20 protein-coding genes are annotated in these 21,011 nt (G+C 65.7%); 6 read left to right on the top strand and 14 right to left on the bottom strand.

Translation table 11 applies throughout. The features are described 5' to 3' along the window. Positions 1–2 precede the first annotated feature (2 nt). The 3 genes from JQK15_RS13800 to JQK15_RS13790 form a co-directional block, all read right to left on the bottom strand. Positions 3–1,067, bottom strand: a complete 1,065-nt coding sequence (locus JQK15_RS13800; RefSeq protein WP_037518069.1) for an efflux RND transporter periplasmic adaptor subunit — start codon at positions 1,065–1,067, stop codon at positions 3–5. Positions 1,068–1,155: 88 nt separating this feature from the next. Further along, entirely contained in the window at positions 1,156–1,893 is a 738-nt protein-coding gene (locus JQK15_RS13795; protein ID WP_214866111.1) for a TlyA family RNA methyltransferase, read from the bottom strand. Further along, positions 1,893–3,935: a protein-disulfide reductase DsbD family protein gene (locus tag JQK15_RS13790; RefSeq protein ID WP_214866110.1), complete on the bottom strand. Its 2,043-nt coding sequence runs from the start codon at positions 3,933–3,935 to the stop codon at positions 1,893–1,895. Before JQK15_RS13790 ends, JQK15_RS13795 begins: the two co-directional genes overlap by 1 nt. Before the next feature lie 76 nt (positions 3,936–4,011). Here JQK15_RS13790 and JQK15_RS13785 point away from each other — a divergent pair, with 76 nt between their 5' ends. Next, complete coding sequence (locus tag JQK15_RS13785; protein WP_214866109.1) at positions 4,012–5,691, top strand: alkaline phosphatase family protein; 1,680 nt, start codon at positions 4,012–4,014, stop codon at positions 5,689–5,691. A 37-nt stretch (positions 5,692–5,728) separates the two neighbouring features. On the opposite strand, the gene epsC is transcribed toward JQK15_RS13785, so the two are convergent. The 9 genes from epsC to JQK15_RS13740 all read right to left on the bottom strand — a co-directional run bounded on the left by epsC (position 5,729) and on the right by JQK15_RS13740 (position 14,405). After that, a complete protein-coding gene (epsC, locus tag JQK15_RS13780) occupies positions 5,729–6,730 on the bottom strand; it encodes a serine O-acetyltransferase EpsC (protein WP_004211082.1) in 1,002 nt (333 codons plus the stop codon). A 115-nt stretch (positions 6,731–6,845) separates the two neighbouring features. Continuing rightward, positions 6,846–8,180, bottom strand: coding sequence for an ATP-binding protein (locus JQK15_RS13775; protein ID WP_010337002.1), 1,335 nt, complete (start codon positions 8,178–8,180; stop codon positions 6,846–6,848). Next, entirely contained in the window at positions 8,177–8,887 is a 711-nt protein-coding gene (locus JQK15_RS13770) for a response regulator (protein WP_004211079.1), read from the bottom strand. The genes JQK15_RS13775 and JQK15_RS13770 overlap by 4 nt, the downstream gene beginning before the upstream one ends. 194 nt (positions 8,888–9,081) lie before the next feature. Next, positions 9,082–9,930, bottom strand: coding sequence for a TorF family putative porin (locus JQK15_RS13765; RefSeq protein WP_010337000.1), 849 nt, complete (start codon positions 9,928–9,930; stop codon positions 9,082–9,084). 285 nt (positions 9,931–10,215) lie between these two features. Continuing rightward, on the bottom strand, positions 10,216–11,712 hold the full coding sequence (locus JQK15_RS13760; RefSeq protein ID WP_004211076.1) for a SulP family inorganic anion transporter: 1,497 nt from the start codon (positions 11,710–11,712) through the stop codon (positions 10,216–10,218). A 3-nt stretch (positions 11,713–11,715) separates the two neighbouring features. Then, a complete protein-coding gene (locus JQK15_RS13755) occupies positions 11,716–12,414 on the bottom strand; it encodes a carbonic anhydrase (RefSeq protein WP_004211075.1) in 699 nt (232 codons plus the stop codon). Between the two features lie 183 nt (positions 12,415–12,597). Beyond that, positions 12,598–13,308: a winged helix-turn-helix domain-containing protein gene (locus tag JQK15_RS13750; protein ID WP_004211073.1), complete on the bottom strand. Its 711-nt coding sequence runs from the start codon at positions 13,306–13,308 to the stop codon at positions 12,598–12,600. Next, positions 13,308–13,745: a hypothetical protein gene (locus tag JQK15_RS13745; protein ID WP_004211071.1), complete on the bottom strand. Its 438-nt coding sequence runs from the start codon at positions 13,743–13,745 to the stop codon at positions 13,308–13,310. Before JQK15_RS13745 ends, JQK15_RS13750 begins: the two co-directional genes overlap by 1 nt. Positions 13,746–13,871: 126 nt before the next feature. Then, positions 13,872–14,405, bottom strand: coding sequence for a hypothetical protein (locus tag JQK15_RS13740; RefSeq protein WP_214866108.1), 534 nt, complete (start codon positions 14,403–14,405; stop codon positions 13,872–13,874). A gap of 253 nt (positions 14,406–14,658) precedes the next feature. Between JQK15_RS13740 and JQK15_RS13735 the strand changes: the two genes are divergently transcribed. From JQK15_RS13735 to JQK15_RS13725, 3 genes are read left to right on the top strand one after another with little or no spacing between them, the layout of a single operon-like run. After that, complete coding sequence (locus JQK15_RS13735) at positions 14,659–15,345, top strand: DUF969 domain-containing protein (RefSeq protein ID WP_214866187.1); 687 nt, start codon at positions 14,659–14,661, stop codon at positions 15,343–15,345. Continuing rightward, complete coding sequence (locus JQK15_RS13730) at positions 15,342–16,280, top strand: DUF979 domain-containing protein (RefSeq protein WP_037510233.1); 939 nt, start codon at positions 15,342–15,344, stop codon at positions 16,278–16,280. The genes JQK15_RS13735 and JQK15_RS13730 overlap by 4 nt, the downstream gene beginning before the upstream one ends. Beyond that, on the top strand, positions 16,277–17,266 hold the full coding sequence (locus JQK15_RS13725) for a DUF2891 domain-containing protein (protein ID WP_214866107.1): 990 nt from the start codon (positions 16,277–16,279) through the stop codon (positions 17,264–17,266). The genes JQK15_RS13730 and JQK15_RS13725 overlap by 4 nt, the downstream gene beginning before the upstream one ends. A gap of 8 nt (positions 17,267–17,274) precedes the next feature. Here JQK15_RS13725 and JQK15_RS13720 read toward each other — a convergent pair whose 3' ends face one another. After that, complete coding sequence (locus tag JQK15_RS13720; protein WP_214866106.1) at positions 17,275–18,450, bottom strand: glycoside hydrolase family 5 protein; 1,176 nt, start codon at positions 18,448–18,450, stop codon at positions 17,275–17,277. Positions 18,451–18,716: 266 nt separating this feature from the next. On the opposite strand from JQK15_RS13720, the gene JQK15_RS13715 reads away from it, so the two are divergent. After that, the gene (locus JQK15_RS13715; RefSeq protein WP_214866105.1) at positions 18,717–19,052 is read left to right on the top strand and encodes a GIY-YIG nuclease family protein; all 336 of its coding nucleotides are present in this window, start codon (positions 18,717–18,719) and stop codon (positions 19,050–19,052) included. Between the two features lie 19 nt (positions 19,053–19,071). Here the strand turns inward: JQK15_RS13715 and JQK15_RS13710 are convergent, their stop codons facing one another. Continuing rightward, positions 19,072–20,358 (bottom strand): cyclic di-GMP phosphodiesterase, encoded by a 1,287-nt coding sequence (locus JQK15_RS13710; protein ID WP_214866104.1) that lies wholly within the window; start codon positions 20,356–20,358, stop codon positions 19,072–19,074. Between the two features lie 248 nt (positions 20,359–20,606). On the opposite strand from JQK15_RS13710, the gene JQK15_RS13705 reads away from it, so the two are divergent. After that, the gene (locus JQK15_RS13705) at positions 20,607–20,957 is read left to right on the top strand and encodes a YciI family protein (RefSeq protein WP_214866103.1); all 351 of its coding nucleotides are present in this window, start codon (positions 20,607–20,609) and stop codon (positions 20,955–20,957) included. Positions 20,958–21,011: the final 54 nt, after the last annotated feature.

Raw genomic sequence — 21,011 nt, 5'->3', positions numbered from 1 at the left:
GCTTAGCCGGCGGCCTTGGCGGTCTTGCCGCCCTTGTCGTCATCACCCTTCTTGTCGCCGGCCAGGCGCACCGGCGCGCCGTCGGTCAGCTTCACCACGCCTTCGGTCACGATCTGCTGGCCCGCCTTCACGCCGCCCAATATTTCGACCAGGCCGTTCTGGCGGATGCCGGTTTCGACCTTCGTCCGCTTGGCGGTGCGACCGTCCAGCACGAAGACGAAACGCTCGTCGCCATCGCCGATCACGGCCAGTTCGGGTACGCCCAGCGACTGGCGCTCGCGCGAAAAGACGCTGACGGTCAGCAGCATGCCGGGCTTCAGCGCCTTGTCGGGATTGGGCATGATCGCGCGGACCCGCACGGCACGCGTGGCGGGATCAATCACCGGGTCGATCGTTGCGATCGTGCCATTGAATGGCCGGTCGGGCCAGGCGGCGGACAGTGCCTTGATCGGCATGCCCTCGCGGATCATCGACAGCCGCGTCTCGGGCACGGTGAAGTCCAGCTTGATCCGCGAAATATCGCTGACCGTGGCGATCGCGGTGCCGGCGGTGATGACCGCGCCGGGCGAGACCGTGCGCAGGGAAACCCAGCCGCTGAACGGCGCGCGGATGGTGCGGTCGCCGATGCCGGCGCGGGCGAGGTCGGCATTGGCACGGGCGCTGCTGGCGAGCGCAATCTGCTGCTCGACCGTGGCGCCGGTGGCAAAGCCGCGCGACTTGAGCGCCTGGATACGCTTCAACTGCTGGTCGGCCTGCAGCGCAGTCGCCTCGGCCGCAGCCAGCTCGGCCTTTTCCTGGCCCACGGCCATGCGGGCGATCACCTGCCCCTTGGACACGAAACCGCCATCGGTGAAGTTCAGCACGTCGATCCGCTCGGTCACCGGCGCGGACAATATCACCTGCTCATTGGCGAGCGCGGTGCCGACCGCCTCGACATTGTCGGTGAAGCGGGTGGGCGCAATCGCCACCGCCTCCACCAGGGCTGGCGGGCGAGCTTTCTTTTCCTTCTCTCCGCCGCAACCGGCAAGACAAAGGGCAACGAGAATGACAGGCAGGGTCGAGCGCATGACGAGGGGCTAACGGGCCTTTGTGACGGACACAACCGCATGGAATGTGTCAAAATGTATCGCAGGGCGGGTAACGAAGCTGGCGCGATTATCCGCCAAGCCGCGCGTGAATCAGAAATTCGACATTGCCCTGCGGTCCGGTGATCGGACTAGTCGTGATTCCAAGCACTTCCCAGCCCTTCTCACGGACCCAGGCAGCGACTTCGTCGCAGACGCGCTGGTGGATGGCGGGATCGCGCACCACCCCGCCCTTGCCCACTTCCTCGCGCCCTGCCTCGAACTGCGGCTTGATGAGGGCGACCAGCTGCGCGCCGGGCCGGGCGAAACCGATCGGTTTTTCCAGCACCTTGGCCAGGCTGATGAAGCTGGCGTCGCACACGATGATGTCGACCGGCTCAGGGATATGGGCGTCGGTCAGGATGCGGGCGCTGGTCTGCTCATGGACGATGACGCGATCGTCTGAGCGCAGCTTCCAGGCGAGCTGGTTGGTGCCGCTGTCGACGGCATAGACCTTTGCCGCGCCCTTGGTCAGCAGCACGTCGGTGAAGCCGCCGGTCGAGCTGCCGACGTCGATCGCGACGAAGCCGGTGACGTCGATGCCATATTCATCGATCGCATGCGCCAGCTTGATGCCGCCGCGCGAGACCCAGGGATGGTCGCGCCCGCGCACGTCCAGTTCTGCGTCAGCCGCCACCTGCTGCCCCGCCTTCTCGACCTTCTTGTCACCGAGATAGACGAGGCCGGCGAGAATCAGCGCCTGCGCCCGCGCCCGGCTTTCGGCGAGGCCATTGTCGACAAGCAACTGGTCGGCACGAATCTTGGCCATCAGCGCACCAGGCCGGTGAGGGTCGACGGGGTCAGTAGCTGCGGCAATGTCTGGGCCTCCTTGCCCGGTGCGTACCAGAGGTAGAGCGGCACGCCCGAACGGCCCTGCGCTTCAAGGAAGCGGGTAATCGCCGGATCGGCATTGGTCCAGTCGCCCATCATGACGGTGACGCCCGCCTTCTCGAACGCCGCGCGCACCTCCGCCCGCTCGATCGCGGCGGCTTCATTGGCCTTGCAGGTCAGGCACCAGTCGGCGGTGAAATAGAGGAAGACCGGCTTGTTCGCGGCGCGCAGCCCGTCGAGCTTTTCCGCGTCGAAGGCGAGGACGTTGCCTTCATCCTGATGTTGGAGGCGAGGGTCGGCATAGGGCACCGAGGCTATGGCAACAACGCAGATCAGGGCAGCGCCAACCAGCCATGTCATGCCGCCCTTTTTTCCGGATCGCTGCCTTTCGCCATAGAATGCCAACGCACCGCCCAACACCAGCACGGCGAAGAAACCAATGCTCAAGCCCTCCAGGCCCCGCTGCCGCCACAACAGCCAGGCAAGGCCTAGCGCCGTCAGGAACATCGGGATCGACAGGATGCGCTGCAACCGGCCCATCCACGCACCAGGACGCGGCAGGCGATTGCGCAAAGCCGGCAGATAAGCGAGCAACAGGAAGGGCAGCGCCAGACCAAGGCCAAGGCCGGCAAAAATCGCCAGTGCCGCGCCCAGCGGCAATACCAACGCGGTCCCCATCGCCGCGCCCATGAACGGCCCGGTGCAGGGCGTCGCGACGAAGGCGACCAGCGCGCCGGTCCAGAAGGCACCGGCCGCGCCTTGCTGGCGGGTCAAGCGATCGCCACCGCCGAAAGCGGGCAGGTCGAACAGGCCGGCAAGATTGAGCGCTATGGCCGTCACCAGCAGAAGCAACAGGATGATAATCTCGGGCCGTTGCAACTGGAACGCCCAGCCCAGCGCCGCGCCACCAGCACGAAGTCCGAGCAGAAGACCGCCCAAAGCCAGACAGGCGATGATCACGCCAAGGGTGTAAGCCAGCGCCTCGCGACGCGCCGCCCGTTCGTCACCACCCGCCTTGGCCAGGCTCAGGGCCTTCAACCCCAGGATCGGGAAGACGCAGGGCATGACATTGAGCAGCAGCCCGCCCAATATCGCCCCGCCCAGCGCCAGCAATATCGTGCCCGCGAGCCCCTTGGGCGCGATCGCCGCGACCTCGCCGGGCTTGGCGCTCAGCAGGAAACCGACATGGTCGCCGGTGCGCAGCACCGCCTGCGCAGCGCCGCCCTTGAAACCCTCGCCCGCCTCCGTCTCGACCAGCAGCCGGTCGCCCTCGCGGCTGACCTTCTGCGCGGCGGCGAAGCGGGCCAGCCCGTCGCTCAGCGGGAAGAGGTGGACGTCGCGCGCCTGCGCATCGGCCGGGAACGGCACCGACAGGCGCAGCTTGCCGTCGACGATCTGATAGGTTGCCTCGCTGCCCAGCGGCCGGGGCAGATGGCCGCGCCAGCCATCGAAGCGCGCCTGCATCGCCGGCACGACCTTGCCGTCGCCCGCGACCAGTTCCAGCGCCAGTTCGCCGCTTTCCGGCACGCAGATCTTGTCGGTGCAGGCCAGCCATTCGGCCTTCACCCGGATCGGCAGGCGGGTGCCCGCCGCCACGTCCGGCGCCACGCCCAGATTGGCGAGCACCGCATAGGGGCCTTCATAGACATGGTTCATCAGGCCCGAAATCAGCAGCGTCTCGGGCACCGGATAGCGCAGCGCGCCAATCGTCACGCCCTTGGGCAGGGTCCAGGTCACGGTCATGCCCAGGCCCGCATCGCCCGGATTTTCCCAATAGCCGTGCCAGCCCTTTCCCGGCTTCATGGCAAAGGCGATGGTCGTGCCCTTGCCGGGCGCGGGCGCCGTGCTTTCGGCCATCAACTGCGCGGCGATATGCGCCGGGCCGCCGCCAAAGGCTGCCTGGGCCTGCACGGCCGGCGATGCGATCGACAGCCCCGCCAGCATGGCGAGCGTCACGAATATGACTTGAAAAATCCGCATCGGGCCTCTGGTCGGGTGGATGCAAGGGGGCTAGGTCGCTCCCTATCCGCCGTCAAGGCATGAGAAGGTACCCATAATGTTGAAACACGTCGCCGCTGCACTGTTGCTCGCCACTGCCATGCCCGTCGTGGCGCAGAGCCCCGCGCCTGCAGCCGCTCCTGCACCGGCCGCCCGCAGCATTGCCGCGACTCCGCCCAAGCTGATCGTCGCCATCTCGGTCGACCAGTTTTCGGCCGACCTGTTCAGCGAATATCGCCAATATTATACCGGCGGCCTCAAGCGCCTGACCAGCGAAGGCGCGGTCTTCCCGCGCGGCTATCAGAGCCACGCCGCGACCGAGACCTGCCCCGGCCACTCGACCATCCTGACCGGCAGCCGCCCGTCACGCACCGGCATCATCGCCAATAACTGGTTCGACCTCGACGCCAAGCGCGAGGATAAGAATCTCTATTGTGCCGAGGACGAAAGCCAGCCGGGCAGCAGCAGCGACAAATATGAAGCCTCGCCCCTGCACCTCAAGGTGCCGACGCTGGGCGGCCGGATGAAGGCGGCCAACCCCGCCACCCGCGTCGTGTCGGTCGCCGGCAAGGATCGCGCCGCGATCATGATGGGCGGCGCGACCGCCGACCAGGTCTGGTGGCTGGGCGGGCCGCAGGGCTATGTCAGCTACAAGGGCGTCGCCCCCACCCCGCTCGTCACCCAGGTCAACCAGGCCTTTGCCCAGCGCCTGGCCCAGCCCAATCCCGGCTTCGAGCTGCCCGCCCAATGCGTGTCGAAGGATTTCCCGGTCCAGGCCGGCAACAAGACGGTCGGCACCGGCCGCTTCGCCCGCGAAGCCGGCGACTTCAAGGGCTTCCGCATCTCGCCCGAGCAGGATGCGATGACCCTCGCCTTCGCCGCCGCCGCGATCGAGAGCATGCAGTTGGGCAAGCAGACGCAGACCGACATCATCTCGATCGGCCTGTCGGCAACCGACTATGTCGGCCACACCTTCGGCACCGAAGGCACCGAAAGCTGCATCCAGGTCGACCGGCTCGACACGGAACTCGGCGCCTTCTTCGACAAGCTCGACAAGGACGGCATCGACTATGTCGTGGTGCTCACCGCCGACCATGGTGGCCATGACCTGCCCGAACGCCACCGCATGAACGCGATGCCGATGGAACAGCGCGTCGACATGGCGCTGACACCCAAGGCGCTCAATGCCACCATCGCCGAAAAGGCCGGCCTGCCCGGCAAGAAGGTGATCTGGAGCGATGGCCCGTCGGGCGACATCTATTATGACAAGGGGCTGACCGCCGCGCAGCGCGCCAGGGTCGAGACCGAAGCGCTCAAATATCTGCGCGCCCATCCGCAGGTGCAGACCGTTTTCACCAAGGCGGAAATCGCCGCCACCCCCTCGCCCTCGGGTCCGCCCGAAAGCTGGAGCCTGATCCAGGAAGCGCGCGCCAGCTTCTATCCCAGCCGCTCGGGCGATCTGCTGCTGCTGCTCAAGCCGCGCGTCATGTCGATCCCCGAACAGGCGGTGATGGGCTCGGTCGCCACCCATGGCTCGCCATGGGATACGGACCGTCGCGTGCCGATCCTGTTCTGGCGCAAGGGCATGCAGCATTTCGAACAGCCGCTGGGCGTCGAGACGGTGGACATCCTCCCCAGCCTCGCCGCGCTGATCAAGCTGCCCGTGCCCAAGGACCAGATTGACGGCCGCTGCCTCGACCTGGTCGCCGGCAAGGACGACAGTTGCGCCGGGCAATAAGCCCTTGCCGATCCTCCCCCCGTCAAAAGGGGGAGGATCAGATATTCTCGCCAATCCCGTCCGTGCTTTCCAGCAGCGCATGGACGCGGTGCGGGGCCGACACCTCGACCCGGCTGGTCACTTCATGCCGGGCCTTGGCCTGGCGCACATTACTGTCGGCCGGCACGCTTTCGGTCAGCCAGACATTGCCGCCGATGACCGACCGGCTGCCGATGATGATCCGGCCCAGCACCGTCGCGCCGGCATAGATGACGACATCATCCTCGATGATCGGATGGCGCGGCTGCGCCTTTTCGAGCGCGCCCTTCTCGTCCGAGGGGAAGCTGCGCGCGCCCAGCGTCACGCCCTGATAGAGCCGCACCCGATCGCCGACGATCGCCGTCTCGCCGATGACCACGCCGGTGCCATGGTCGATGAAGAAGCCGTGGCCGATGCGCGCGCCGGGATGGATGTCGATGCCGGTATGGGAATGGGCGATCTCGGAAATGATCCGCGCCACCAGCGGCGCGCCCAGTTCATAGAGGCGGTGGGCCAGCCGATGATGGATGATCGCCAGCATCGATGGGTAGCAGATCAGCACCTCGTCCACGCTGCGCGCGGCAGGATCGCCCAGGAAGGCCGCCTCGACATCGCTGTCGAGCAATGTGCGCAGCGCCGGCAGGCTGTGCGCGAACTCGCCAATGATCCGCGCCGCCGCCGCGTCGACCGCGGCGATCGGATCATCCTTCATCGCATAGATGAGTTCGAGCCTGATCTGGCCATAGAGGCGGCTGAGCACGGTCTGCAGCGTCTCGGCGACATAGGCGTCTTCATTATGCAGTCGCACGAAGCTCGGCCCCAGTCGCAGCGGGAACAGCGCGCCGCACAGCGCGCCGGTGATCTTCACCAGATTGGCGCGCGACGGGAATCCTTCGGCGCCATACTCGGCATGATGCTGCTGTTCCTGCCGCCAGCGACTGCGCGCGGCGGCCAGGTCCGTGACCAGCCGGTCCAGATCCCAATAGCCCACGCCTTCACCCTGCATATCGCCGTCCGCCATTCCCTGCGCCTCTTGTCCGATGGGCAACCGGAATAACCCGCGTCTGCGCGCCAGGATAAACGAGTTTTGCTTGGGGGTAGCGAGATTCTCTTTGCCGAACGCGCCGGAAGGCCGATCAGACCTTGGCTTCCGGCCTGTTCAGATAGAGGCAGATTTCGACGCGCAGCCCGCCCTCGGGTCGGTTGGCCAGCGTCAGGCGACCGCCCTCCTGCTCCACCGTCTTGGCGACGATGGCCAGGCCCAGCCCCATGCCGCGCGTGTTGCGCTGACGCGCCGTATCGAGCCGGTGGAAGGGTTTCAGCACCTCCTCCAGCCGGTCGCGCGGAATGCCGGGGCCATCATCATCGACGCGGATCAACACCTCATTGTCGTGCCGCGCCACGCTGACCCGCGCACGTACCCCATAATGGAGCGCATTCTCGATCAGGTTGCGCACCGCGCGGCGCAGCGACAGCGGGCGAACCTCCATCTCCAGATGATCCGGCCCGTCATAGATCACATCGTCGCCATGATCCTGGAAGGCGTCGACCACCGTCGCGATCGTGACCGCCACGTCGATCCGCACCGCCGGTTCGGGATTCTTCTCGCCGCCCAGAAAGGCCAGCACGGACTCGATCATCTCGCCCATCTCGGCCAGATCCTCGCCCATCGCCTCGCGAATTTCGGGGTCGTCCACCGCTTCCAGCCGCAATTGCAGCCGAGCGAGCGGCGTGCGCATGTCATGACCGACCGCCGCCAGCGTCTCGGTCCGCTCGTTGATCAGGCGATGGATGCGGGTCTGCATCGCGTTGAAGGCACGGATCAGGTTGCGCACATCATTGGTACCCGCTTCCGCCACCGCCACCTGCTGCGCCAGACCGATCCGCTTGGTCGCATGCGTCAGGTCGCGCAGCGGCGCCAATGTCCGCCTGATCAGCACGCCGCCCGCAATCAGCAGCGCCAGAACCGGGATCAGCGCCAGGCCGAAGCGGCCGAAGGTGAAGGCCCATTTGCCGCCGCTATGATGCATGCCGAAATAGAGCCAGCTGCCGTCCGCCAGCTGCAGCCCGCCATTGATCTGCGAGGAGCGTCCGGGCGAATTGAGCCGCAGCCACAGCCGCGATTCATGCAGGCTGGGTTCCCAGTCGACGATCTGCTGCCGCATCCGCGCCAGTTCGGGCGACAGCGGCGGTGGCGGCGGCGCGGCCAGCGTCCAGTGGATATCATAGCGGTCGGTGGTCAGCTGCGCGCTGACCCCGCCGCGCTGGCTGACCGGCGCCTTGGCGACCAGCTTGCGCGCGATCACCAGATGCTCGGCCAGGCGGCGCGCCTCGTCATCCTGCAGCGACAAATGGCTGGCGCGCTCATAGATGAGCGTACCGACCACGAATTCCAGCAGGACGGTCAGCAGCAATATGCCAAAGATGCGGCCGACCAGCCCGAGCGACCGGCTGAACCGCTGTCGTCTCAAGCGCGCGCGACTTCCGCGTTGAACATGTAGCCGACGCCGCGCACCGTGGTGATCGGTGCGGGCCGGTCCTCGGTCGACAGCTTCCGGCGCAGGCGGCTGACCAGCACGTCGATGCTGCGGTCGCTGCTGTCACCCATGCGGGTGCGCGACAATTCGATCAGCCGCTCGCGCGCGATCACCCGCTGCGGATGGCTGAGGAAGCTGCCCAGCAGGTCGAACTCGGCGCCGGTCAGATCGACAATCGCGCCGGTCGGCGACCGCAGTTCACGCCGCGGGAAGTTGACGATCCAGCCGTCGAAGCGCGCTTCATTCTCGCGCTGCTCGTCCGGGCCACGCTCCACGCCGACGCGGCGCAGGATGGCGCGGATACGGGCGATCAGTTCGCGCGTGCCAAAGGGCTTGGGCAGATAATCGTCGGCGCCCAGTTCCAGCCCGACGATACGGTCGGTCTCGCTGCCCTTGGCGCTGATGAAGATGATGGGCACGTCGCTCTTGCGACGGATCTGGCGGCACAGGTCGATGCCGTTGGTGCCGGGCAGCATGACGTCCAGCACGACCAGGTCGACCGGGCCGGCATCGAAGGCCACCCACATTTCCGGACCGGACGAGGCCGGACGGACCTGATAGCCATGTTCCTGCAACGCGCGCGCCGTCAGCGTGCGGAGCGGCGGATCGTCTTCGACAAGGATGATCGAGGGGGCGGTCATGCGCGGAGCAACATCAGGCTGTTCATGATGTTGGGAGATAAGCAGCGACCGGTGGAGGGTCAACCGCAGCTTGCTGCCGAAACAGTTGACGGGGGCCACAGCAACAATTTGTCACGCCGGCGACAGCTCGGCACAAGATAAGGCCCGGAAATACAGCAGATCGGGCCCGCGCGAACGGGCCCGATCCGTAAAGATCAGAAAGCGGCCGAGATCGAGAAGACGACCGTGCTGCGCGCGATCGACTTGCCGAAATTATCGCCGTCCGCGACCTGGAAGTTGGGACGCAGATAATTTTCCTCGACGCGGGCAATGTCGGTGTCGACATAGGCGATGCTCAGCGTCAGCGGCGTGCCCGGCACGGCCAGGTCGGCACCGACCAGCCAATCGAGATATTTGCCGGTCGGCGCGACCGACGTGCCGTTCGGGCCCAGACCGCTATTGCCGTTCGACCAGCCCAGATGCGCCTTCAGGCTGACCGGGGTGTTCGGGATCGCACCGCTGACATCGCCCCAGATGTAGAAATTATCTTCCTTGTCACCCGGCTTGTAGATGGTGCAATCGGCGTCGCTGCACCACTTGCCCAGCGCTTCCTGCTTGGGGGCATAGGCCACGCCGAGCAGACCCTTGACCGGGCCGACCTGGCTCGACAGCTTCACATAGGGTTCGGCGAAGTCGGTCTTGTCGGCGCCCGACGGATACATGTACCAGGTCAGGCCGAGGTCCAGCGTCGCGCCGCTGTCGCCCAGAGGAATGGCATAGCCTGCGAACAGGTCCAGTTCCATGTTGGCGCCGCCAAAGGTGCCCCAGCCCGACAGGTTGGAACCCCAGGTGCCGACATAGACACCGCTTTCATGGGTTGCGGTCAGGCCGCCCTGGATCGCCATGCCGCGATCGGACTGCGAAACACCACGGAAGCGATAATCGGAAACCAGGCCGACGCTGCCGGTCACGGTGACCGGGCCTGCGGGTTCTTCCTGGGCGAAGGCCGGCGCACTCGACATCAGAGCCAGAGCGGCACAAGCGATTTGATACTTCATGAACATTCCCCTTTTACGAAAGAATGTTCCGTCCTGCATCCGCGGCCCGAAGATCTGTTGGAATATCGTCTTCCGTACCGGCGGATAACTACTCGACTATTCTCGCCAGCCGTCGGCGCAAACCTCTATCTTCGCATCTGCACAAGGGAAGAGAGGCTCTGTGATATAGCGATCACGGTTCTTTTCTAAATGCCACTGACATTGTTTCTATTCAATGTCCAAATTGCATCTGAATATGAAAAATCCGCCGCATCCGGGGATGCGGCGGCTTTTCTGTCATGCTGGCTCGTGTCAGGCGACGAGCTGGCGCATCCGTCCGGTCGCGCCGAACAGCTCCACCTTGGCGCCCGCGCCGGTACGGCGATCGGCCCATTCGCGCACCATTTCGGCGCAGGTATGGTCGATATGGGTCAGGCGCTCGACATTGAGGATGACCAGTTGTCCCGCCGGCACCGATTCCAGCTTGGCCGACAGCTTGGGCAGGCTCAGGAAGCTCGCCGTGCCGTGCAGCGCCACTTCATGCGCATCGCCGCGGCTGGCTTCCTCGACGCCCAGGCGCAGGCGGCTGGCATGGGGGATCAGTTCGATCAGCGACAGGCCGATACCCACCAGCACGCCGGTCAGCAGGTCGGTCGCGACGACGCAGATCAGCGTCGCGGCCCACACGATCGCCGGCAGCGGACCATAGAGGTGGAACAGATGCTTGACGTGCGACAGGCTGACCAGACGGAAGCCGGTCACGACCAGGATGCCGGCCAGCGCCGCCATCGGCACTTCGCGCAGCAGCCAGGGCAGCAGCGCGACGAAGCCCAGGATCCAGGCGCCGTGCAGGATCGCCGACAGGCGGGTCTTGGCGCCGGCCTGGACGTTGGCGGACGAGCGGACGATGACGCCGGTCATCGGCAGCGCGCCAGCCACGCCGCAGAGCAGGTTGCCCACACCCTGCGCGCTCAGTTCGCGGTTATAATTGGTGCGCACGCCATCATGCATGCGGTCGACCGCAGCGGCCGACAGCAAAGTCTCGGCACTGGCGATGAAGGCGATCGCGATGGCGGTGGTGATGATCGTCGGGCTCATCAGCTGCGCCAGCAGGCCCTGTTCGGGCAGGCTGATCGCAGACAGGATCGATTCCGGCACCACAACACGGGCGACCGGCAGGCCGAGCGCGAAGGCGACCAGCGTCGCGGCGACAACGCCGACCAGCGCCCCCGGCACCAGCTTCATCGATGCAGGACGGAACTTCTCCCAGCCCAGCATCGCGCCGATGGTGACCAGGCCGACAGCGAAGGCGGTGGCCGCATCCTGATTGGTCAGGCCCAGAATCTGGCCCGGCATCGCGATCAGATTGTGCAGGCCGCTCGACAGCGGCTTGTCATCGAACAGCACATGGAACTGGCCGACGACGATCAGCACGCCGATGCCCGCCAGCATGCCATGCACGACGGCCGGCGAAATGGCGCGGAACCAGCCGCCGACCTTCAGCAGGCCGGCAACGATCTGGATCGCGCCTGCCAGGATCAGGATGGGGCCAAGGGCCGACAGCCCCTGTTCCCGCACGATTTCGAAGACGATGACCGCAAGACCGGCCGCCGGACCGCTGACCTGCAGCGGCGAACCCGCCAGCAGGCCGACGACCAGGCCGCCGATGATGCCGGTGATCAGGCCTTTTTCCGGCGGCACGCCGGAGGCAATGGCGATGCCCATGCACAGCGGCATGGCCACCAGGAACACGACGATCGACGCCGTGAAGTCGCGGCTGAACGTGCCGCCGGAAAAGGCCTTCAACATGATTTACTCCGCAGCTTGTGCGATGAGCGATTCGCCGGCCAGGCGACGCCCATGCGGCAGCGCCACGGGCAGCTTCTGCCCTTCGCGCAGCACCGAGAAACGGCCGGTTTCGCCGTCCAGACCCAGGACCTGGCCGGCATGGATGTCGACATACCAGCCATGCAGGGCGATCTCGCCGCGGGCGATGCCCGACGCGACCGACGGATGGGTGCGCAGGTGCGACAGCTGTACGACGACATTTTCCAGCGCCATGTTGCGCAGCTTTTCGGCGGCATCCAGGTCGGCAGGATAGGATTCGCGGCACAGCTTCTGCGCGGCATGGCTGTGGCGCAGCCAGGCGGCGACATTGGGCATGCCGGTCAGGTCGGCGTCGGTGGCCAGCGCCTTCATCGCGCCGCAGTCGCTGTGACCGCACACGATGATGTCGCGCACGCCCAGCACCATCACGGCATATTCGACCGTGGCGGTCACGCCGCCCAACTGGCTGTCATGCGGCGGCACGATGTTGCCGGCATTCCGGCAGACGAACAGGTCACCCGGCTGGGCCTGCATGATGTGCTCGGGAACGATGCGCGAGTCGGCGCAGGAGATCATCAGCGCCTTGGGGCTCTGACCATGGCTGGCCAACTGATTGTAGAGCGTGCTTTCGTTCGGGAAGACCTTGGTCTCGAAACTGAATACACGACCGATAAGCTCGTTCATGGCTTTCATCCTCTTATTGCTATTGCGTTGCCGGTCAGGGGGCGGACCGGCCTAGCTTGCAAAATACGCAGCAGATTTTGCTGCGGCGCAGCGGAATTGTTAAAAATCATGTCTGGGATGCAAAGCGCCCGACAGGCGCGCCAAATGGCGGAAAACCGCCATCAGCGCGCCTTTTCGAGGGGGTCAGCGCCGGTCGACGACCGCGCTGAACATGTATCCGACGCCACGAACAGTCACGATCGCGGCGGGCCGCCCCTCATGGGACAGCTTGCGCCGCAACCGGCTGATCAGCACGTCGACACTGCGGTCGGACGAGGGCGCATCGCGCACGCCCGCCAGTTCCATCAGCCGCGCACGGGCAATCACCGCCTGGGCATGATCCAGCAACACGGCGAGCAGCGAAAATTCCGCTGCCGTCAATTCGACCAGCGCGCCGGCCGGGTCGGTCACTTCGCGCCGGGCGAAATCGACTACCCAGTCGTCGAAGCGCGCCTGGGTCTGACGCCGCAGGCCCAGCGCCCGCTCGCTGCGCCCGCGCCGCAGCACGGCGCGCAGCCGCGCCGCCAGTTCGCGGGTCGAATAGGGTTTGGCCATGTAATCGTCGGCGCCCAGTTCCAGGCCGACCACCCGGTCGACTTCGCTGCTGTCGGCGCCGACCAGGATGATCGGCACGTCGCTACGCTCACGCACGTCGCGGCACAGGTCCATGCCGTCCGGCCCGCGCAGTCCTGCATCCAGCACGACCGCGCCGACCGGCATCCGGTCCATGGCACTGAATATATCGCTCGACGAGGCCGCAGGCAGAGCGCGAAACCCGCTCTGCTCCAGGAATTCGCGCACCTTGTGCCGCAAATCCTGCTGCGTCTCGGCGACCAGTATCAGCGGTGGACTCATCAGCCCTTCACGGTCAGCGCGCGTACGCTGTCCAGTTCATTCACCAGCACGGCACGGTCCTGCTGCGCGACCGACACGGCCTCGGCATTGCGGGCGCTGGCATAGCGGGCGACCTCTGCGTCCACCTGGCTGCGGGCAGCGGCGCAGGTGCCGGCATAGCTGCCCGACAGCGGGGCGAAGCGATGGACCGCCTTGCCGAAGGCCGGCACCGACTGGCCCTGGGCCGCGACGGCGCGATCGACGCGCACATCAGCCTGCCAGCGGCAGACCGGGATGGCGTTGCGATTGCCGAAGCGCGGCTCGACCTGGGTGAAGCGCACCGACGATGCGGTGTGATAGCTGGCCGTATAGGCCTGGGCGCCGTGGGTCAGTTCGGCGCTGTGGATCGGGGTGGAGGAAGCGGCGAGCGCCGCGACACTGGCAAGGATCGGCAACATGGGTGGCTTCCCTTCGAAACAGACAATATCCAGCAATAAGCGGGATCCTTCCGACGGGTTTAGGCAGGGAGAATGTCTCCCCAATATGCCGAACGTTACAAATTATTGCTGTGTCGCAGCATGCCGTCAAGCGACCCTTGCGATCACCGGATCGGCCTGAAGCGGCCGCGCCACTCCCGACAGGGCCTCAATCAGCCCGGAAAGCCACAGCGCATCGGCCACGGCGCGGTGCCGCGCGGGATGCAGCGCATCGGCATGGGCCATGGCGGCCGTGATCCGCGGCTCGTCCGCGCCCCACTCATCCAGCAACAATGAGACATGATCGATCGCGAACGGCGCCACCACGGCCTGCGTATCGGCCAGCGTCTGCAGCCAATATTGATCGATCACGCTGTCGGCTACCACGCGGCAGCCGGCGACCGCCGCCGCCAGTTGCGCCAGCACCACGTCCGCCGGCTCGCCCTCCGCCTCGATCCGGGCGCGCGACAGGCCGTGCAGCGCCTCGGCTTCGGCGGTCCAGTCCCAGCCGGTCCAGGCCGCATGCGGTCGAATGATCCAGCTGCGGGCAATGCCGCCGCCCGCTATGCCCACTTCGATCGGGAAGGACCGTCCGTGCCGGGGCAGGCACGACGCCTCGAAATCGATCGCTATGATGGTCAAAGGCTCTCTCCGAATAATTCCACGTCCGCCCCATTTTTGGGTCTGGCCGTCCACGTCTGATACGCCCCTGTCTCCTCCAACTATGTCAGGCCGATGTCATTGGCCATCAGGATTTTCAGAAAAGATGCGAACCGACGGTCCGGTGCGACCGGTGCGACCATCGCACCGGATTTCAACCGCCTATGGCCAGCGGCCTGCATTGCCGCTACCCCGTCACGATGACGGACGGACGACTGCGGGACGCGAACGACTAATGTGGGTGTTGCTGGGCATCGCCCTGATCGTCGCGGGCTTCGTGCTGCGCTTCAATCCGCTGCTGGTGATCCTGGCCTCGGCCATCGCCACCGGCCTTGCCGCCGGGCTCGATCCGCTCACCATCCTCGCCGCCTTTGGCAAGGCGTTCAACGACTCGCGCTATGTCTCGGTCGTCTGGGTGGTGCTGCCGGTAATCGGCCTGCTCGAAGCGCATGGGCTTCAGGAACGGGCACGCGGCCTCATCGACCGGATGCGCGGCGCCACCACCGGCCGTTTCCTTCTCTTCTATCTTGTCGCGCGCCAGATTTCGGCCGCCATGGGCCTGATCTCGGTCGCGGGCCATGCCCAGACCGTGCGCCCGCTGGTCGCCCCGATCGCCGAAGCCGCGGCCGAGAAACAGGCCGGCGCGCTCGATGAGGAGCAGCGCGACGAGATCAAGGCCTGGGCCGCCGCGACCGACAATGTCGGTGTCTTCTTCGGCGAGGATATCTTCCTCGCCATCGGCTCGATCCTGCTGATCAAGGGGCTGCTGGAGCAATATGGTATCTTGCTCGAACCGCTCCAGCTCTCGGTCTGGGCGATCCCGACCGCGATCGCCGCGCTGCTGATCCACGGCTTTCGCCTATGGCGGCTCGACCGCCGGCTGAACGCGCAGGGTGCCAAGGAACCGGAGCACGCGGCATGATCACCCTCCACTGGGTCTATGCGCTGATGGGCGCGGTGTTCGCCGGCTATGCCCTGCTCGGCGCCGCCGACCGCAGCAACCCGCGCCGCTTCACCACCGCCGCCTTCTGGGCACTGCTCGCGCTCAGCATGTGGGCGGGCGATCGGATTGGCGACATCGGCAATGGCGTCCTGGTCCTCGGCCTCGTCGCGATTGCCGGCTTCAAGGGGCTGGGGCGAGGCAGCGGCGGCGTGCCGCTGGAAGAGCGGCAGGCGCGGGCCGACCGCCATGGCAATGGCCTGTTCGCCATCGCCCTGGTCATCCCCGTCACCGCGCTCGCCGGCACCTTCCTGTTCAAGGCGTTCCCCGCCTGGATCGATCCCAAGCAGACCACCCTCATCTCGCTGGCGCTGGGCGTCCTGATCGCACTCGCCATCGGCTGCACCTGGCTGCGCGCCCGGCCGATCGTCGCCCTGCAACAGGGGCGGCAATTGATGGACTCGGTCGGCTGGGTGGGCATATTGCCGCAGATGCTGGCCAGCCTTGGCGCAGTGTTCGCGCTTGCCGGCGTTGGCGATGTCGTCGGCGGCATCGTCCGCCTCGCCATTCCCGATGGCAGCCTGCTCGGCGCGGTGATCGCCTATGGCCTGGGCATGGCGCTCTTCACCATCGTCATGGGCAATGCCTTTGCCGCCTTCCCGGTGATGACCGCCGCGATCGGCATCCCGCTGCTGATCCACCAATATCATGGCGATCCGGCGATCATCTGCGCGATCGGCATGCTGGCGGGCTTCTGCGGCACATTGCTGACGCCGATGGCTGCCAATTTCAACCTCCTCCCCGCCGCGCTGCTGCAGCTCAAGGATGAATATGGCGTGATCCGCCGCCAGGTCGGCACCGCCCTCCCCCTGCTCTGCGTCAACATCCTCCTGATCTATTGGCTGGCCTTCCGATGACCCGACTTTCCCAAGATATTGCCGATCGCTTCGCTGCGCTGACCCTCTCTCATCTGGGGCGGCAATATCCGTACAAGATGGACCTGACCTATCAGGGGCCGGAGGATGCGCGCATTCCGGTGGACCATCATCCGATCTTCCATGGCAGCTATGACTGGCACAGCTGCGTCCATGGCTGGTGGCAGGTGATGCGCCTGCGCCGCCTCTATCCCGCCATGGCCCAGGCCGATGCCATCCGCGCCCGCGCCGACGCGATGCTTGTGCCGGACAAGGTCGCGGGCGAGCGCGCCTTCCTCACCCGCCCGACCGCCGGCGGGTTCGAGCGCCCCTATGGCTGGGCCTGGCTGCTCGCGCTCCATGCCGAACTCGCCCGGCAGGACGGCCCCTGGGCCGCCGCGATCGAACCGCTGGCGCTCGATTTCGCCGCGCGCTTCCACGCCTTCCTGCCGAAAATGACCTATCCGCTGCGCGTCGGCACCCATTTCAACAGCAGCTTCGCGCTGATCCACGCTTATGACTGGGCCAAGGACCGCGATCCCGCGCTCCAGGCGCTGATCCGCGAGCGCGCCCTTGTCTGGTTCGGGCAGGACCGTGCCTGCCAGGCCTGGGAACCGGGCGGCGACGAATTTCTCTCCTCGGCCCTCACCGAAGCGCTGCTGATGAGCCGACTGCTGTCGCGCGATGAATTTGCCGACTGGTTCAGCGCCTTCCTGCCCGATCTCCTGACCGGCCAGCCGGCCACCCTGTTCACCCCGGCCACCGTGTCGGATCGCAGCGACGGAAAGATCGCCCATCTCGACGGCCTGAACCTCAGCCGTGCCTGGTGCTGGCGCGGCATCGCCGCCGCGCTGGGCGCCGACGCGCCGATCGCACCGATTGCCGAGCAGGCGGCCATCGCCCATCTCGACGCCGCGCTCCCCCACATAGCCGGTGACTATATGGGGGAACATTGGCTGGCCAGCTTCGCGCTGCTGGCGCTGGAGTAACTCCCGCCTCAGGGCATGTTGGCGAGCAGCAGCTTCATATGTGCCGTGGGCGTGGTCGTGCGCGACTGGAGGCGGAACATATAGTCATAGGCCCACCAGGCGCCGCCGCCCCAGGCGGTCCAGCCCAGCACCGCCGACGACGTCTTCAGACGGCGCAGCATGTCGGGATATTCCTTCGCGCATTGCGGCTGGCCCGACGCGGCGATCTCGCCGAAGAACAGCTTCACCTTGTATTTCTCGGCCCAGGTCAGCGCGGCATTCACGCGCTGGCCGGCCTTGACCTCGCACTTGTCGGTGGTGCCGGTCGACCAGGCATCCAGATATTGATGCACTTCAAAGGCGTAATTCTTGCCGGGATCGACGAACTTCACCGCCTGCGCGGCATTGCCCGAACTCACCCAATTATGCGCCCCGGTCCAGGCCGTGCCGGGGATCAGCAGCTTGTTGCTGATCTTCTGGGCGCGGATATCCTTGGTCACCTGACCGGCAATGGCCCACCATTGCGCCGCCGTCTGGCGATTGGGCTCGTTCATCAGGCCGATCCAGACCTTGGGGTTGGACCGATAATCCTCCATGATCTTGACCCAGGCATTGGTCAGCGCCGTCGTCGCCAGCGTGCCGCTGCCGACCAGCGCCGCAGAGCCCTTCACCTGGCGCGCACCATAATTATGCATGTCCAGGATCACCGTCAGGCCCAGCGCATTGGCCTGGGTCACCACCGACTTCAGCGCCTTGCGATCGACCTCCGACAAGGGGCCGTAGAGATTGGGCTGCAACCGTTCCCAGCGAAACGGCACGCGCAGCAGCTTGAAGCCCTGCGCCGCATAGCTGCGCATTTCCGCCGTGCTGGGATAGATATAGTTGGTGCCCAGCTTGCCGCCGGTGCCACCAAATTCGCCGCCGGAAATATTGATGCCCGGCAGCACCTTGGACGTGCTGGTCGCCGTAGCCGCCGGCACGGCGGCCGCTGCCGCCGCAGCATAGGCCTGCGCCGCTGTCGTCGTCGGCACCGTCGCGCTGGTGCCAGTGCTGGCGGCTGACGCAGAACTGGACGATGACGGGATGGTAATCACCCGTGCGTCCGGCGCATCCGCCTCGCCCCCCGAAAGTGTAACGGCCGCAAGAACACCCGTCGCGGCCAGCGCGACCACAGCGGCGGCAACGCCGCCCCCCATCTTCTTCATGAATTGCCTACCCTGTCAGACCCAAAAGGAGGCGGGCCCTTAACTAGCCTAGTTAGACAATGTCTTCACCCGGTTGCGGGATTTGGTTAAGCCTCCGACAGGCTGTTCCAATAATGCGCCATACGGGTTTTTCCTTAGGCAAAACTCCCGATCCGCCAAGGAAGACGGGGTGGACCATCGTTCCCATGGCCGCAAAATCAAGCCGGCATATTTGACCCGGATAAATATCATTTGCCAATATATCCGGGTAATATTAAAGTCCCCTCATGACCGAAGAGGAAAAGCGGGCCGCGATCGCCGCCTACAGGGAGCAGAAAGCCGAAAGCGGCATCTATGCCCTATCCTGCCTGCCGTCTGGCCAGCGCTGGGTCGGCAGCGCGCTCAATCTCGCCACGATCCGCAACCGGCTCTGGTTCACCCTGCGACTGGGCAATGATCGGCACCCCGGCCTGCAGGACGCCTGGAATGCCCATGGCGAAAACGGCTTCCACTTCGAGATTCTCGAACGACTGAAAGCGGATGATCTCGGCGCCGGCCGCGACCGCCGGTTGAAGGAGCGCCTGCTCCAATGGGCGGAAGCGTTGCAGGCGACGGGGATCTGACCGAGCCGCCCGCCATGTTTCAGCTTGCGACTGCCAGCAGCTTGGCACTCATCGCCGGCCATTCGCTCATGTCCCATCCTTCGGGCGTCTCGCGGGTGATGATCTGGTCCGCGCCGAAGCAATTGCCAAGATCGATATCCTCGCTCTTCTCGAACGCCCGGTCGGCGAGCGAATAGAAGGGACGGACCTTGGGCAAGGTCAAGTCGTCGGGATTCTGCTCGACCACGATCGCCAGCCGGTGCGATCGCAGCCGCACCAGCGATCCGATCGGATAGATGCCGACCGCGCGCTGGAACGCCTGGAAGATTTCCGCGTCGAACAGCGCGCCGCCATCCTCGTCGATCTTCAGCAATGCGCGCGACGGGTCTTCGCCACTACGGTGCAAGCGATTGGACGTCATGGCGTCATAGCTGTCGCAGATCGCCGCCATGCGCGCGAACATGCCGATCTGCTCGCCGGCCAGGCCATTGGGATAGCCGCTGCCGTCCAGCCGCTCATGATGGTTGAGGCACACGTCCAGCACTTCTGCCGGCATTTCGCCGCCCAGGGTCAGGAATTCATGCGCCAGCGTGGTGTGGCTCTTGACCACGTCCCACTCCTCCGGCGTCAGCGGTGCGTCCTTGTCCCACACTTCCTGCGGCACATGGGCCATGCCCATGTCCATCAGCAGGCCGGCGAGGCCAGCCTTGCGGATATCGTCGGGCGACAGGTGCATCTGCTGGGCAAGGCCGATCATCAGCGCGCAGACCGACAGCGCATGCTGATACAGATATTCGCCGCTATTCTTCATCCGCGTGATCGCCATGAAGGCATGCGGGTTGCGCTGCACGGAGCTGGAAATCTCGTCGACCATGGTTTCCAGCTTGGCCGCCTTCACCGCCTTGCCCAGCCGCACATCCTCATAGAGCTTGCGCATGGTGCGCCCCGACTTGCGCGCCAGCCGCTGGGCATGGACCATCTCGGCGCGGATCGGCAGCTTGTCCTTGGACAGCGGATCGAAGGGACGGTCGACCGGCTGGGGCGCGGCGCGGCGCACGATCGTCGGCCCGGCGCGGCCGAACACCCGTTCGCGTGGTTCGCTGATCGGCACCACGCGGGATGGCGCCGGCTGAGCCGGAGCGACATCCGCACCGCGCGACACGTCGATCGTCACCCACTCGACCTTGCTGGCATGCAGGTCCGCCAGTTGCTCGGGATCGTCGAGCAGCATCTTGCGCTTCCAGAAGGGGTGGGAAAACCACGACCCGTCCAGCTTGTGCAAGAACATCCCCAGTTTCACGTCCTGGGTGCGGATTTTTTTCAGCATTTATACGGCCCCGTAGTCCCCGCTTTCATTTCGCAGGTCGTGCCTTTCCAAAAGGTTAAGACACATGCTGCCGGCAGCAAAAGGGCCGCATCGTTTCACCGCATAAACGCGCGCCAACTGCTTGAAAGTCGCCAGTTCTCTTCCTGGCTGCGGGAGACGGCACCTCGCGCCGGCCGATGATGTCGCTGCGCCTACCGCAACCGGCCATTTTCGCTTATCCTCCTGCGGTCCGGACAGGGAGGCGATCGATGCGCGTGATGGTGCTTGTGAAGGCAACGCAGGACAGCGAGGCAGGCGGCCCGCCCGACCCGGAGATGATGGCGGCGATGGGCCGCTTCAACGACGAACTGGAAGCGGCCGGCATATTGCGCATGGCCGACGGCCTGCTCCCCTCCTCTCATGGCAAGCGTATCGCCTTCGACGGCACCGATCGCCGCGTCATCGATGGCCCCTTTCCCCAGGTCGGCGAACTGGTCGCCGGCTTCTGGCTGTGGGAGGTGGCCGACATGGACGAAGCGGTCGCCTGGGCGAAACGCTGCCCCAACCCCATGCCCGGCCCCAGCGAGATCGAGATCCGCCCCTTCCACGAATGGGCCTAGCGCCCCTCATATCCTTGCATTGCATTGATCTGCTGCCGTTTTTCCCGGCACTCG

This window comes from Sphingobium sp. BHU LFT2 (assembly GCF_018604485.1).
In the GTDB taxonomy this organism is placed as follows: Bacteria; Pseudomonadota; Alphaproteobacteria; order Sphingomonadales; family Sphingomonadaceae; genus Sphingobium; species Sphingobium yanoikuyae_A.
Note: the sequence above shows the minus strand (reverse complement) of the source record. Positions and strands in the feature narration are given on the sequence as shown.

Bases quoted from the DNA above. Each gene is read 5' to 3' on its own strand.
- JQK15_RS13755 (WP_004211075.1), bottom strand. From the start codon at position 12,414: ATGAACGAGCTTATCGGTCGTGTATTCAGTTTCGAGACCAAGGTCTTC.
- JQK15_RS13735 (WP_214866187.1), top strand. From the start codon at position 14,659: ATGTGGGTGTTGCTGGGCATCGCCCTGATCGTCGCGGGCTTCGTGCTG.
- JQK15_RS13760 (WP_004211076.1), bottom strand. From the start codon at position 11,712: ATGTTGAAGGCCTTTTCCGGCGGCACGTTCAGCCGCGACTTCACGGCG.
- JQK15_RS13785 (WP_214866109.1), top strand. From the start codon at position 4,012: ATGTTGAAACACGTCGCCGCTGCACTGTTGCTCGCCACTGCCATGCCC.
- JQK15_RS13720 (WP_214866106.1), bottom strand. From the start codon at position 18,450: ATGAAGAAGATGGGGGGCGGCGTTGCCGCCGCTGTGGTCGCGCTGGCC.
- JQK15_RS13730 (WP_037510233.1), top strand. From the start codon at position 15,342: ATGATCACCCTCCACTGGGTCTATGCGCTGATGGGCGCGGTGTTCGCC.
- JQK15_RS13750 (WP_004211073.1), bottom strand. From the start codon at position 13,308: ATGAGTCCACCGCTGATACTGGTCGCCGAGACGCAGCAGGATTTGCGG.
- JQK15_RS13770 (WP_004211079.1), bottom strand. From the start codon at position 8,887: ATGACCGCCCCCTCGATCATCCTTGTCGAAGACGATCCGCCGCTCCGC.
- JQK15_RS13715 (WP_214866105.1), top strand. From the start codon at position 18,717: ATGACCGAAGAGGAAAAGCGGGCCGCGATCGCCGCCTACAGGGAGCAG.
- JQK15_RS13745 (WP_004211071.1), bottom strand. From the start codon at position 13,745: ATGTTGCCGATCCTTGCCAGTGTCGCGGCGCTCGCCGCTTCCTCCACC.
- epsC (WP_004211082.1), bottom strand. From the start codon at position 6,730: ATGGCGGACGGCGATATGCAGGGTGAAGGCGTGGGCTATTGGGATCTG.
- JQK15_RS13800 (WP_037518069.1), bottom strand. From the start codon at position 1,067: ATGCGCTCGACCCTGCCTGTCATTCTCGTTGCCCTTTGTCTTGCCGGT.
- JQK15_RS13710 (WP_214866104.1), bottom strand. From the start codon at position 20,358: ATGCTGAAAAAAATCCGCACCCAGGACGTGAAACTGGGGATGTTCTTG.
- JQK15_RS13790 (WP_214866110.1), bottom strand. From the start codon at position 3,935: ATGCGGATTTTTCAAGTCATATTCGTGACGCTCGCCATGCTGGCGGGG.
- JQK15_RS13705 (WP_214866103.1), top strand. From the start codon at position 20,607: ATGCGCGTGATGGTGCTTGTGAAGGCAACGCAGGACAGCGAGGCAGGC.
- JQK15_RS13795 (WP_214866111.1), bottom strand. From the start codon at position 1,893: ATGGCCAAGATTCGTGCCGACCAGTTGCTTGTCGACAATGGCCTCGCC.
- JQK15_RS13725 (WP_214866107.1), top strand. From the start codon at position 16,277: ATGACCCGACTTTCCCAAGATATTGCCGATCGCTTCGCTGCGCTGACC.
- JQK15_RS13765 (WP_010337000.1), bottom strand. From the start codon at position 9,930: ATGTTCATGAAGTATCAAATCGCTTGTGCCGCTCTGGCTCTGATGTCG.